At 36.8% G+C, this 14,066-nt stretch carries 12 protein-coding genes and 1 other annotated feature; of the genes, 3 read left to right on the top strand and 9 right to left on the bottom strand.

Going from position 1 to position 14,066, the window contains the following annotated elements; all coding sequences use genetic code 11:
* Positions 1-117 precede the first annotated feature (117 nt).
* The 4 genes from pepF to spxA all read right to left on the bottom strand — a co-directional run bounded on the left by pepF (position 118) and on the right by spxA (position 4,789).
* Positions 118-1,935: an oligoendopeptidase F gene (gene pepF, locus MKX57_RS03525; RefSeq protein ID WP_089986716.1), complete on the bottom strand. Its 1,818-nt coding sequence runs from the start codon at positions 1,933-1,935 to the stop codon at positions 118-120.
* 53 nt (positions 1,936-1,988) lie between these two features.
* Positions 1,989-3,110 (bottom strand): competence protein CoiA family protein, encoded by a 1,122-nt coding sequence (locus MKX57_RS03520; protein WP_342550795.1) that lies wholly within the window; start codon positions 3,108-3,110, stop codon positions 1,989-1,991.
* Positions 3,111-3,289: 179 nt separating this feature from the next.
* A complete protein-coding gene (gene mecA, locus MKX57_RS03515) occupies positions 3,290-3,958 on the bottom strand; it encodes an adaptor protein MecA (protein WP_008181512.1) in 669 nt (222 codons plus the stop codon).
* A gap of 435 nt (positions 3,959-4,393) precedes the next feature.
* Positions 4,394-4,789 (bottom strand): transcriptional regulator SpxA, encoded by a 396-nt coding sequence (gene spxA / locus MKX57_RS03510; protein WP_025116803.1) that lies wholly within the window; start codon positions 4,787-4,789, stop codon positions 4,394-4,396.
* A gap of 487 nt (positions 4,790-5,276) precedes the next feature.
* Positions 5,277-5,502, top strand: a binding site (T-box leader).
* Positions 5,503-5,563: 61 nt separating this feature from the next.
* On the opposite strand from spxA, the gene trpS reads away from it, so the two are divergent.
* Positions 5,564-6,553 (top strand): tryptophan--tRNA ligase, encoded by a 990-nt coding sequence (gene trpS, locus MKX57_RS03505; RefSeq protein ID WP_008181516.1) that lies wholly within the window; start codon positions 5,564-5,566, stop codon positions 6,551-6,553.
* Positions 6,554-6,890: 337 nt separating this feature from the next.
* Here the strand turns inward: trpS and fabF are convergent, their stop codons facing one another.
* Both fabF and MKX57_RS03495 read right to left on the bottom strand, forming a co-directional pair.
* Positions 6,891-8,132, bottom strand: coding sequence for a beta-ketoacyl-ACP synthase II (gene fabF / locus MKX57_RS03500; protein WP_090003095.1), 1,242 nt, complete (start codon positions 8,130-8,132; stop codon positions 6,891-6,893).
* A 30-nt stretch (positions 8,133-8,162) separates the two neighbouring features.
* Positions 8,163-9,101, bottom strand: a complete 939-nt coding sequence (locus tag MKX57_RS03495) for a beta-ketoacyl-ACP synthase III (RefSeq protein ID WP_008181752.1) — start codon at positions 9,099-9,101, stop codon at positions 8,163-8,165.
* A 385-nt stretch (positions 9,102-9,486) separates the two neighbouring features.
* Here MKX57_RS03495 and MKX57_RS03490 point away from each other — a divergent pair, with 385 nt between their 5' ends.
* The gene (locus MKX57_RS03490) at positions 9,487-9,681 is read left to right on the top strand and encodes a YjzD family protein (protein ID WP_025116798.1); all 195 of its coding nucleotides are present in this window, start codon (positions 9,487-9,489) and stop codon (positions 9,679-9,681) included.
* A gap of 49 nt (positions 9,682-9,730) precedes the next feature.
* Here the strand turns inward: MKX57_RS03490 and MKX57_RS03485 are convergent, their stop codons facing one another.
* The gene (locus MKX57_RS03485; protein WP_107921572.1) at positions 9,731-11,857 is read right to left on the bottom strand and encodes an AAA family ATPase; all 2,127 of its coding nucleotides are present in this window, start codon (positions 11,855-11,857) and stop codon (positions 9,731-9,733) included.
* 269 nt (positions 11,858-12,126) lie between these two features.
* Here MKX57_RS03485 and MKX57_RS03480 point away from each other — a divergent pair, with 269 nt between their 5' ends.
* On the top strand, positions 12,127-12,813 hold the full coding sequence (locus tag MKX57_RS03480; RefSeq protein ID WP_342550794.1) for a Crp/Fnr family transcriptional regulator: 687 nt from the start codon (positions 12,127-12,129) through the stop codon (positions 12,811-12,813).
* A gap of 59 nt (positions 12,814-12,872) precedes the next feature.
* On the opposite strand, the gene MKX57_RS03475 is transcribed toward MKX57_RS03480, so the two are convergent.
* Positions 12,873-13,181, bottom strand: a complete 309-nt coding sequence (locus tag MKX57_RS03475) for a metal-sulfur cluster assembly factor (RefSeq protein ID WP_036123413.1) — start codon at positions 13,179-13,181, stop codon at positions 12,873-12,875.
* Between the two features lie 53 nt (positions 13,182-13,234).
* The gene (locus tag MKX57_RS03470) at positions 13,235-13,999 is read right to left on the bottom strand and encodes a prolyl oligopeptidase family serine peptidase (protein ID WP_342532008.1); all 765 of its coding nucleotides are present in this window, start codon (positions 13,997-13,999) and stop codon (positions 13,235-13,237) included.
* Positions 14,000-14,066 lie beyond the last annotated feature (67 nt).

Raw genomic sequence — 14,066 nt, 5'->3', positions numbered from 1 at the left:
TCCAAGATGCACTCTTTTAAAGTATTTATAAATCAAAAAAAGTCATTATTCTTTCCATTCAATTAAAGCTGTCTATAAAAAAAACAGGCTATAGGAATAATCCTATAGCCCAACAAATTAGTTATTCAACAATAATTTTTCTAATTCAATTAAACGCTCTTCAAATACTTTACAAGCATCCTCTATTGGTTTCGCGACGTTCATATCAACACCCGCTGCCTTTAATACTTCAATTGGGAAATCCGAGCAACCTGCTTTTAAGAAGTTATTAATATAACGTTCTACAGCCGGTTCACCCTCCTCTAAAATCTGTTTACTCAATGCTGTAGCTGCCGATTTACCTGTCGCATATTGATAAACATAGTAATTATAATAGAAGTGCGGAATACGTGCCCACTCTAAACCAATTTCCTCATCCACAACCATATCATCACCGAAGTATTTTTTATTAAGTTCATAATACACTTCAGTCAATCGATCGGCTGTCAAGGATTCACCATTCTTATCCATTTGATGAATTAGGTGTTCGAATTCAGCAAACATTGTTTGTCTGAAAACTGTACTTCTGAAACCGTCTAACCAATGATTTAGCAAGTAGATTTTTTGTTGAGGGTCATCAATGGTTTTAAGTAAATAGTCATTTAATAGCTCTTCATTACATGTCGAAGCAACCTCAGCGACAAAAATAGAGTAATCCCCATAAACAAATGGCTGATTATTTCTTGAATAATAACTATGAACACTATGACCAAATTCATGTGCCAACGTAAAGAGATTATTCACATTATCTTGCCAATTCATTAGAATATAAGGATTTGTTCCATAAGCACCGGATGAGTATGCACCACTTCGTTTCCCTTTATTCTCTAAAACATCTACCCAACGGTTATCTAGTCCGTTTTGAACAATGTTTTGATATTCCTCACCTAATGGCGCTAAAGCCTTCACTAAAATATCTTTAGCTTCGTCGTAAGTAACCTTCATTTCCACCTCTTTTACAAGAGGTGCAAATAAATCCCACATATGCAATTCATCAACACCTAAAAGCTTCTTACGTAAAGAAATATAGCGCTGCATCGCAGGTAAATGCTTATGAATCGTTTCTACTAGTTGATCGTAAACATTTTCAGGAATGAAATTATTAGACATTGCTGCCTCGCGTGCAGAGTCATAATGACGAATACGAGCACTCACATTATGTTTTTTCACATTCCCTGTTAGCGTTGACGAGAACGTATTTTTAAACTTGCCATATGTTGCGTACATGGCTTTAAAAGCACCTTCACGAACTGAGCGATCTTTGCTCTCTAAAAACTTGATATAGTTACCATGTGTAAGTTGTACTTCTTCCCCATCTTCATTTTTCACGTAAGGGAATTCCAAATCCGCATTATTTAACATGCTGAATGTATTAGAGGCAGTGCCAGTTACCTCAGACATTTGAGCGAGTAATGCTTCCTGTTCCGCTGGTAAGACATGTGGACGTGCCATTGTTATTTCTTTTAATGATTGCTTGTACAATTGTAGGTCTTGATTTTCAGCTAAATAGCTTTCGATTGTCTCTTCATTTAATGCCAAAATTTCTGGCGTTAAAAATGATAGACCAGCAGAAATACTCGTTGCTAATGTTTGAATACGGCTATTCATATCTTGATAAAAACTATTTGTCGTATCCTGGTCATAGCGCATATGAGCATATGTGTAGAGCTTCATTGCACGTTCATAAATATGATCGTGATACTGTAAAGCTGCTAATAATGCTTGTGCTCCATTATTTAAAGTACCTGCAAAACTAGATGCTTTTTTAGCAAGCTCTGCAACTTCCTTGAACTCATCTTCCCAAAGTGCATCGGATGCAAAAATATCCTCTAATCGCCATGTTAATTCTTCAGGTACTTCATTTCGTACCAAAATTTGATTACTGTTACTAGCCATGTGCATGCCAGCCCCCTTTATATGTGCTTTTTTCCCTATACTCTCATATTTTCTCAGTATATTGCGGCAATTGCAAATAATTGTGCGTACACGATCTCACAAATATCCTGTAGTTTCTGATCTTGTTCTATTCCATTCAATATGAGGCTATATTGTTGAACAGCTTTTACTGCCTGCCCGGTATATTCTAAATGAGACTGCATGAGAAAATCTTGAATATGGTGTTTTTTTAATTCATATGGCTCTAAACGTAACTGTTGACTAAAATGCAACAGCATCGTTTGCCATTCACTTGCAAATAGTGAAATTGCTGTCCCATCTTTTACCGGAATTCCGATATAAGAGGGCATTGCCGAAATAGAAAAATTCAACTCATAACAATATCGTAAAAATGTATCCTGCACGCCTTGTTTACTATGTAGGAGGCGCCTATTTGCAAATTGCTGGCAAGCATGTTTATATAGCTGCCAATACTGTTGAAATTCTTCTAAGGAAATGCAAGTTGGTAAATAAAATGGAAAGCGTTGCTTATCTAAGGGGATTTTTTGGACTTTCCCTATAAAAGTATGCCCATGCACATGAAGGAGATTCGTCCAATATTCAAAATGGGCTGTTTTGGCATTATAGGTCATTAAATAAGGAAGGCCTGTTGAAGTGGTCATGAATGACTTTTGTAGTAATGGAGGAATACTTATTTTTCGAATTCCATTGATTGCTTCGTATCTTTGAGGCGTTAAAAAGAGCCAAATGGCTTGAAAGTTATTTTTTTCATAGCCTGTTGTCCGCTCCTGCCATTTATGATGAGATAGTGGGCTACATTGAAATTCCAGTGCGACGTTGTTAGTTTCTAAAGCAACAAGCAAATCTGGACGCTGAGAAAGCTCTGTTAAATAGGGCTCCAACTTCACTTTATATCCAAGCTTTTGTAGCCATTCAAACAATTGAATTTTACCTTGTAAATGAAGTTTTGATTCACCTTCAGCAAATAATTTCGGACATTGACTTTGCGTATGATGTGCAAAATGCGGGATATTATAGGAACCAATTTTTAAATGAACTGGTTCTAGACATTGAGGACAAAAAAATGTCATCTGGCGCCTATATGTCTGCAATGCTTTTCTCGTATATTGATATGCGTGAAAAAGCTGCTGTAAATTATTATAGGCAATTAGCATATAATCAGCTCCTTTTTGGCCAACTATAGTAAAAATTATTAGCTATCACAAATTAAAAGCTGTTTTTTCTTGAAATTTATGAAATGCCACACTACTGAGCTTTTCGTATAAAAAACTGTAGTGAATCTCGATAAATTTACCGAGTTCACTACAGTCTAAAAAATCAAGTAAACATATGCTTAAGCAAAGTATTTTCGAACTGTCTCAAAGCAATTAAATTCCATAATTTTTTCGCCGTACTCCTCTAAACGATGAATCGTAAAATTAGATGGCGTTAAAAATTCTTTGATGACCGCATTTCGATCGTGACGGTTTAACTCTTCATCTGCATTACCGAAATCAACCACTAAATAGTACCAATTTTCATATTTAAATAATGAGGAATCCACTAATTCGTCCGTCATTCGTTTTGCAACAGGGATTAACTCATCAATATCTTTAAATTTATATACATAAATGTCTGTATCCATAAATAATTCTGATTCATCCATGTCACCAAATTGAGTTAGTTGGCTAAGAAGATCGTCCCCAACTTCATCGAATGGTGCAAACATCTCTTTGTGTTCATCAAAATTCGAATGACCATCTAATGTTTCACCGTCTTTTAAGATATGTGCACGTGTGACAATGATTTCTAAGCCTACTTCAGATGCATTGATATGAATCCAAATCGGACCTTCTACATCAAAATAATCCTCCGTATTTACTTCATCAATCATATCCCAAAAAAGCTGTTCACCCTTTGCTCGATTGTACCAGATTTCTTCACGACTATAGCCGCGATCCTCTATATCATTGTACGTAATAAAGAGCTTAAGTGTATTTTCATTTACACGTTCGATGTCCACTAGACCTCATCTCCCTTCACTGTCATATGTCGAAAAACAGTTTTGTTTCATTAGTATGCTTTTATTCTTTGTTTTTAACCTTCATACTGCATTTGTTTTTCAACCTTTGACCACACCAGTAAAACCACACGAGGAACTGCAAACATTAAAATTTTTTATTTACAGTTGTCTCTAACACTATTGTATGCTGTTCTGTCATAAAATGAAAAGGATATACACCATTTCACAGAAGATATTTGAATTATTGAAATTGTAGTAAACTATTTAACTTAAATCAAGTTTAACATACTTTAACGGAAATATATGACTTTGCCCTATTAATTATTATACTTTATATAGAAGGTTTTACATAAGTAAAACATAAAAAAATAGATGTCACAATATGCATCTCACATCTGTAACATCTACTACTTATTTTATTCAGAATAGATAAAATTAATTCACCATTCTTTGTGCTTCTTGCAACTGATATGCTCGAACTTTTCGAGGTAAGAAACGACGAATTTCATCTTCGTTATAGCCAACTTGTAGACGTTTTTCATCTAGAATGATTGGTCGGCGTAATAAACCAGGATATTCCTGAATTAATTCATATAAACGTTGTAAAGGTAAACTTTCCACATCTACATTTAATTTTTGGAATATTTTAGAACGTGTAGAAATAATTTCATCTGTGCCATCTTCCGTCATACGTAAGATTTTTTTAATTTCACTAATACTTAGTGGTTCAGAAAATATATTACGTTCTGTATAGGGAATTTCGTGCTCCTCTAGCCATGCTTTCGCTTTACGGCAAGAGGTACAACTTGGTGATGTAAATAGAGTTACGATCATTCGTTCTGACACATCCTTTCATTTTGTAATCATATCTATAAACCAGTGTGTTAAATTAGAATTAATGTAATGTAAAATACACAGTACCATTATACAGCACTCCGCTGTTTTTGAATATAGTTCCAATAAAAAAAAGAATGAGCGTCTTGCTAAATTTTCTGTCTTTTTATATACCTTTTTAATGTATATACTTTTTTCACAACATTTCGAACTACTACTACTATTCCCACTTTAAGTGTATTTTAAACATCTTTTTAAGTCGCTCTGCTGTTCTCATTTACCTAAGATAAACGAGAAAATTGTCAGTTCGACGTGTACACCTCAAGTTAATTTTAATAAAAAAGTTTCTTTTTATAACAAATTTACACAACAAAAAAAGCATATAATTTTTTCTCTAAAAAAAACACCGCCAAAAGTCTGACTTTACACAATGAAATCTTTATAATATAATTCAATGCAATAAAATCAATTTCATGTTAAATTGAGAAAAACGCTGACGAAGAGTAGTACATATGTTAATGACACGTTTAGAGAGTCTGTGGTTGGTGAAAACAGATCGTGGGGCATATGGAATGGACTTCCGAGTTAGCTTTGTGAACGTTTCATGAATGGAAACTACTAGCAAGGCTCGTCCCTTCACGTTACGAAGCTGAGTGGCCGTTAAGGCAAGCTGGGTGGTACCGCGGATTCAAACATCATTCGTCCCTTCATTAGAAAAAGTCTAATGAGGACGCGTGATGTTTTTTATTTGAATTCGAGGAGGAAATTTTTATGACAACCATCTTTTCTGGTGTACAGCCTACAGGAATTGTAACTTTAGGGAACTACTTAGGAGCCTTCAAGCAATTCCCTGCCCTTCAAGATGAAGGAGATGCAATCTATTGCATCGTCGATCAACACGCTATTACAGTCGCTCAAGATCCGAAGGAATTACGAGAAAGTATTCGTAAGCTTGCTGCTACTTATATTGCCACTGGCATCGATCCTAAAAAATCTACATTATTTATTCAATCTGAGGTGCCAGCACATGCTCAGGCAGGATGGATGTTACAGTGTGTTGCATCTATCGGTGAACTTGAACGTATGACACAATTTAAAGATAAATCTCATGGTAAAGAGAGTGTCTCTGCGGCTCTTTTAACATACCCACCATTGATGGCTGCAGACATTCTACTTTACAACACAAATATTGTCCCAGTAGGCGATGATCAGAAACAACATATCGAGTTAACACGTGATCTAGCAGAACGCTTTAATAAACGTTATGGTGACGTTTTAACAATTCCAGAGATTCAATTACCAAAAGCTGGTGCTCGCATTAAATCTCTACAAGAGCCAACAAAAAAAATGAGCAAATCTGATCCCAATACAAAGGCGACAATCAGATTGCTAGATACAGCAAAAGACATTGAGAAAAAAATTAAATCAGCTGTAACTGATTCTGATGGGATTGTAGCATTTGATGTAGAAAATAAACCAGGTGTTTCAAATTTATTGACGATTGAATCGGCTATTTCAGGTATTTCTATTGATGATCTAGTTAAAAAATATGAAGGCATTGGTTATGGTGGCTTCAAGCAAGGTGTAGCTACTGCTGTAATCGATCACCTGACGCCAATTCAAGAAAAATTCTATCATTTAGTAGAATCCTCTGAATTAGACGTCATCCTTGATGAAGGTGCTGAAAAAGCAAATGCAATTGCCAGTGCCACATTAAAACGTATGGAAGAGGCAATGGGCCTCGGTCGGGCACGCCGCTAATCATTTATAGCTTATCTGACGTTCGATCAAAGCCTATATCAAGAACGACAGCGCATATGATGATACAAGCACCAACCGCCATATAAAATTCCGTTGTTTGAAACATAAATTTGAACACAACTTTCCAAGAATACCCTAGCGTACGGTAATTTAAATACAATATAAGATTCCCTAATGAGAGGATCATGAGACCATAGCTTACTAAAAATAAAAAGAGACGGAACAATGTAACGGCATCCTTTCTATTTCTTCTTACTTATCATTTATTCACAAAACTATAAAAAAAGACGTCAGCCGTTTAAATTTGGCTGACGTTTTTTGAGTTTAGATGTACTATTTATGCTTCATATTTTTTAAATAGAAGACTTGCATTGTGCCCACCAAAACCAAGAGAATTACTCATTGCATATTGAATGTTTGCTTCTCTCGCTTCATTTGGAACATAATCTAAATCACAATCAGGATCTGGATCTGTTAAATTAATTGTTGGTGGTAATATACCTTCTTTAAGCGCAAGAGCGGTAAAAATAGCTTCTACGCCCCCTGCTGCCCCTAATAAGTGTCCTGTCATAGACTTTGTAGAACTCATAGCTAGGTTATAAGCATGGTCACCGAAAGCAGTTTTAACAGCTTGTGTTTCAAATAAGTCATTATATGGCGTACTAGTGCCATGTGCATTAATATAATCAACTTGAGATGCCTCTACACCAGCATCTGTCAATGCTTGCATCATTGCACGTGCCGCACCTTCACCCTCTGGAGCTGGAGCAGTAATATGATGAGCATCTCCTGTTGCACCATAACCTAATACTTCCGCATAGATTTTTGCGCCACGAGCTTTTGCATGTTCGTACTCTTCTAAGATGACAATACCTGCGCCTTCACCAATAATAAATCCATCACGATTTTTATCAAATGGACGGCATGCTTCTTGTGGATTTTGATTTAAAGATAATGCAGTATTGGCACAGAAACCTGCGACAGCCATCGTTACGATTGGTGATTCCGCACCACCTGAAATCATAACATCTGCATCCCCACGTTCAATAACTTTAAAAGCATCTCCAATTGAGTTTGTTCCAGAAGCACATGCTGTTACTGAGCAAGAGTTAATTCCCTTTGCACCAAAATGAATCGACACTTGACCTGAAGCCATATCAGGAATCATCATTGGAATGAAGAATGGGCTAACTCGTCTTGCCCCGCGCTCTTGGAATGTTAAAAACTGTTGCTCATAGGTTTCCATTCCACCAATACCCGAACCAATCCAAACACCCGCACGTGGAGCTAACTCCTCATCAATTGTTAGCTGTGCATCTTCCATAGCCATGATTGAAGCAGCTAATGCATAATGTGTAAAGCGGTCCATCTTTCGAGCTTCTTTACGATCAATATATTTTTCAATATCAAAATCTTTCACTTCTGCTGCAATTTTGGCTGCAAAAAGCTCTTTATTTAAACGTGTTAGCTCACCAATGCCAGATTTACCAGCTTTAATGTTCGTCCATGTTTCTTCGATGCTATTTCCTAGTGGTGTAACTGCGCCAATTCCTGTAATTACTACTCGTCTTTTACTCATTGTCATACTCCCCTCAAGCATTTTTCCTATTTATTTTCCCCATCTCATGGCTACGGCACCCCATGTTAAGCCGCCACCAAAACCAACAAGGACTAATAAATCATCCTCTTTAATTTTACCTGCTTCAAGCTCATCTACCAAGGAAATACCAATCGATGCTGCAGAAGTATTCCCATATTTATGAATCGTTTTTGACATTTTTTCTGGTGGTAGCTCTAATCGCTCACGAGCAGATTCCATAATACGTATATTTGCCTGATGCGGCACTAAAAAATCTACGTCTTCTTTTGTTAATCCTGCTTTATCTAACACACTTACAGCCGATTCACCCATTTGACGTACAGCAAATTTAAATACTTCACGACCATTCATGGCAATCGTGTCTTGTTTTGTTAAATAAAGATTTTTACCGCCTGTGCCATCTGCACCAAGCTCAAATGATAAAATACCTCTGCCTTCAGATACTGGCCCTACAACTGCTGCGCTCGCGCCATCACCGAATAATACTGCTGTATTACGATCATTCCAATCAATGACTTTTGACAGCTTTTCAACACCTACTACTAAGACATATTTATAAGTGTTTGCCTCTACAAAATGTTTAGCTGTCACTAAACTATATATAAATCCTGCACATGCGGCTGCTTGATCCATCGCCGCAGCATTTACTGCTCCGAGTTGTTCCTGAACCATACATGCTACACTTGGGAAAGTTTGATCCTGTGTGACAGTTGCTACAAGTATTAACCCAATCTCCTCAGGCGTAATACCCGCTTTTGCAATAGCTTCTTTAGCAGCGGCTACTGCTAAATCTGAAGTTTCCTGATCATCTGCCGCAAAATGACGTTCTTCAATGCCTGTTCGCGTACGAATCCACTCATCCGAAGTATCCATTATTTTTTCTAAATCAAAATTTGTCACGACTTTCTCAGGAACGTATTTGCCTATTCCTAAAATACCAGCGTTCATATAGCAACCCCTCAGCTTTCTTACTATCAATTATTAGTAACTGGTCATAATTATAACGCATAGTAAAGGAATGACGCAAGATGATTTAAAATTATTGTGTATGGAACGAGTCGTTTCTTTGTTATTGAAAGTAAGCTTAGGCTTATACTCCGTATAGTGTGAAGTCTATAGAGTTGCCAAATTCCCTTTTTCAGGTTTGCATACTTTGGCAAAATGAATGCCGCAAAAAATACATGAGAATTATAAAATGCAAAACCTTGTATTTGTTGTGACAAATTCGCCATGTTTCACATAAAAGATTCATTTTTTTTCGATTTATGTTATGATATGATAATGAATATGAGTAAAAACTTATGATGAAAAAAGTTCGGTTGAGGTGAAATTAATGCAATATATCGTAACGTTCGTATGGTCATTCCTACTAGTTTCAATGTTAAACTATGTAGTCAGCTCTGTACTTGGTGCACCATTTGATTTTAAGACAGGGGCAATCGTTTCAGTTGTATTCTCCATCTTAATTTTTATTATTGGAGCAATCATTCCAAACGATCCTACACCAGAGGCTGCAGACCATCATTAATTCAGCTAGAAAAAACCTGTTCCGCATTATGCGAAACAGGTTTTTTCTGTTATTTTTCCACTATACAATGGCCATCACGCATTTTTACATGCAATGTTTCTCCAGGCAATACCTCGCCTCGTAGCAGTTCCTTAGCCACAGCCGTTTCGATATGTCGTTGTACGAAGCGTTTTAGTGGTCTTGCCCCGAATTGAGCATCTGCTCCTTGTAGGACAACCCAATCAATAACTTCATGGTCGACAGCTAATGTAATTTCCTGTTCAGCCACACGGTTAATTAACTGCTCTACATACTTCCAAGCAATCGCTGTAAAGTGTTTATTTGATAGGGCATGGAAAAAAATAATATCATCCATACGGTTTAATAACTCTGGTTTGAAATGCTGTCTGAGAGCAGTCATAACCAAGTCTTCAACGGTTGGATCGTCATCTTTTGCCTCCATTAAATAACTAGAGCCGATATTCGATGTTAAAATCACTACGGTATTTGTAAAATTGACCATACGTCCTTGACTATCTGTAATTCGACCGTCATCTAAAATTTGCAATAAAATATTAGCCACATCTGGATGTGCTTTTTCAATTTCATCTAATAACACTACAGAATAAGGGTTACGACGGACAGCTTCCGTTAATTGACCGCCTTCCTCATAGCCAATGTACCCTGGAGGAGCACCAACTAAGCGAGACACACTATGCTTCTCCATATATTCGCTCATATCAATTCGAATAAAATGATCCTCTGAATCAAATAATTGAGCAGCTAGTGCCTTAGCAAGCTCTGTTTTACCAACACCTGTCGGACCTAAGAATAAAAAGCTACCAATTGGACGATGCGGATCTTTAATGCCTGCACGAGCACGCCATACAGCCTCTGTTACTAATTGAACAGCTGTATCTTGGCCAACTACGCGTTCATGTAATGTATCTTTTAAACGTAATAGTTTTTCTCGCTCGCCTTCCACTAATTTTGTCACAGGAATACCTGTCCAGCGAGAAACAATTGCTGCGATTTCTTCAGCTGTCACTTCTTCACGTAAAATACGGGACTCTGCGCCGCTTTCTAATTCTTTTTCGAGCACTTGAATGTCTTTTTCAAGTGTTGGAATTTTACCATGACGTAATTCTGCGGCTTTATTTAAATCATACTTACTTTCCGCTTCATCTAAATCACGACGGTACTTATCTAATGTCTCCCGTTTTTTCTGAATATCATGTAGCTTTTCCTTCTCTGCCTCCCATTGTTGCCGCATTCCTTCAGAGGACTCTTTTAATTTTGCCAATTCCTCTCGTAATTGCTCCAGACGCTTTTTACTTGCTTCGTCCTTTTCCTTACGCAACGCTTGTTCTTCAATTTCTAGCTGCATAATACGACGAGTCACGGCATCAAGTTCCTGTGGCATTGAATCAATTTCTGTTCGAATCATTGCACATGCCTCGTCAATTAAATCAATCGCCTTATCTGGTAAAAATCGCTCTGTAATATAACGATTGGAGAGTTCAGCTGCGGCCACAATCGCGCGGTCATGAATACGTACTGCATGATGTAATTCAAAGCGTTCTTTTAAGCCTCTTAAAATAGACACAGTATCCTCAATAGAAGGCTCACGTACAAGAACTTGCTGGAACCGGCGTTCTAAAGCAGGATCTTTTTCAATATACATACGATATTCATCTAATGTAGTAGCACCGATACAATGTAATTCACCACGAGCTAGCATGGGCTTTAACATATTTCCTGCATCCATAGCGCCATCCGTTTTGCCTGCGCCTACAATTGTATGAATTTCATCAATAAATAAAATGATTTGACCTTCTGAATCTTTCACTTCTTTTAACACGCCTTTTAAACGCTCTTCAAATTGGCCACGGTAGCTTGCACCTGCAATTAAGGCACTCATATCCAGCTCGTATAGCACGCACTCTTTCAAGCCCTCTGGTACATCACCCTTCACAATACGTTGAGCTAAACCTTCTACAATCGCTGTTTTACCAACTCCTGGCTCACCAATTAATACAGGATTATTTTTTGTTTTACGCGTTAAAATGCGAATGACATTTCGAATTTCCTCATCGCGCCCAATGACAGGATCCATTTTGCCATTTTTAACTTCTTCTATTAAATTACGGCCGAATTGCTCTAATGGCTTTTGATTATCTGTTTGTTGAAATTGCATAACTAGCACTCCTTTACTTTAATATTTCGCATAATTTTTATACCCATTCTGGTTCTTTTTAAAAGTTTGACCTTCTTTGACTAACTTTATTTTACATCACTCGACAGTTCTTCGCAAAGAAATAGCACTAAATTTTTACACTTATTCATGAAAATTTACGTTATAATAATAGTATGTTTCTATGTTTTAGTATCGAAAAATCCACTGTCCTTTTGTAATAATCGCCATTTATTACAAAAAGAAAGCGATGTGTTGGAGATATGGTTTCAATGGATAATATGTTTGAAAAAATTATGGACCTTTTTCAAAAGCATGGTGTTTTTATCAAAGTAAATAAAGGGAATAAAATTTTTCTAGAAGGTGAACGGTCAAAGGAAATATACTATATTAAGTCAGGTGTTATATCGATTAGTCAAGAAACTGAGGCTGGCAAGGAATTGACGATTCGTATATGTGGTCCTGATAGTATCATTGGAGAGGGTTCATTATTTTGTAACCTTGTCTATAACTCCATGACTGCAAAAGTTTTAGAACCTGCTACGCTATATGTTTTAAGTCGAAAGTCATTAGAACATTTACTGGAAGAACAGCCTACAATCATGGTGGAATACATGAAGTGGCTACAGACAGAAAATTTAAAGCATCAGAGTCGTTTGCGTGATTTAGTGTTAAATGGGAAAAAGGGTGCCTTGTTTTCAACACTCATTCGTCTATCTAACACGTATGGTAAACCTTTAGAGGATGGTTCCATTTTTATTGAGTTTCAACTAACAAATACGGAAATTGCCAATTTGTGTGCGACTAGTCGTGAAATGATTAATCGTATGTTGAATGATTTAAAAAAACATGACATTTTGACTTTTGACAAAGGCTTTATTACTATTCATGATTTACAATTTTTAAAAAATGAGATTGCCTGCGAAAATTGTCCATTACAAGTATGCCGTATCGATTAATTCGTTACATGCTAAATCCCTGCTTATTTTTTATAAGCAGGGATTTTTAATAGCCACTATTAGCGTACACCCAATGCCATTTTTGCATAGCGTGACATTTTATCTTTTGACCAAGGTGGATTCCATACAATGTTTACATTTGTACTTTTCACTTCTGGAAGTTCATTTAATGCTGTATTCACTTGATCCACAATTACTGGGCCAAGTGGACACCCCATCGATGTTAGCGTCATTGTAACCGTCGCTACACCTTCATCATCTAATTCTACATCATATACTAAACCTAAGTTGACGATATCAATTCCAAGCTCAGGGTCAATTACGTTTTCTAATGCACCTAACATGCTATCTTTCATATCTTGATCCATTCTCATTTCTCCTTCCATCATAGTGTTAACCTTATCATAGCAGATGCATCATATTATGCCAAATGCTCTGCAAGCCAATCTGTTGCTGCTACCATTCCGTCACGTGGTACAGCATGTCCAGCCTTTTTATTCACCATGAATGTTAAATTTTCAGGGGTTGCTTGATAGTATTCCCGTAATGTTTCATAAAATTTATAGGTTTCATGGAAAGGTACAGTTTTATCTAATTCACCGTGCCAAAAGAAAACCGGGCGTCCCGCAAATTTTTCAGGAGTTAGACTGACATCATAGGTTGCGAGGACCTCATTAATCTTTTGCACATCATCCTCTGTCATGGGCCAATTAACACCATTTTTTATAAATTGCTGCAATTGGTATTCACCCAATTTTATAAAACCAGGCGCACCCATACATATTGCAGCCGATTGAATCCAATCATAAAGCTTAAGACAGCCTGATGTCACAATACCACCCATGGACGTACCTGCTATGCCAATTTTATGATGAGCTAATAAATTTTTATTCTTTAATTCATTATATAATTGTTCCACTTCATGAATAGAATTTATAACAATGTCCCAAAAATTCAAGTTCATTTGCATCTCTGTGAGGCATTCGCTACGGTCACCATGAAATTTTGCATCTGGTAATAGGACACGCACCCCTTTATGCACCAACTGATATGCATAGTGTAAGTTATGTTCTTTTGCACTCATAAAGCCATGTAAAAAGATCACTACCGGGGTATCTTCATTCATATTGTCTGTATGTATATGTAATAAAGGAATATTTCCCCACATTTCTTTTTCTACAAACATTCTTGTCACTCCCAACTCTTGTCTCATCTTTATGTTAGCAAACTTTTTTCACTGTGACAAAATTTTG

Source organism: Lysinibacillus sp. FSL M8-0216, assembly GCF_038595555.1.
Classification (GTDB): Bacteria; Bacillota; Bacilli; order Bacillales_A; family Planococcaceae; genus Lysinibacillus; species Lysinibacillus fusiformis.
This window is presented reverse-complemented; position numbering and strand designations above follow the sequence as displayed.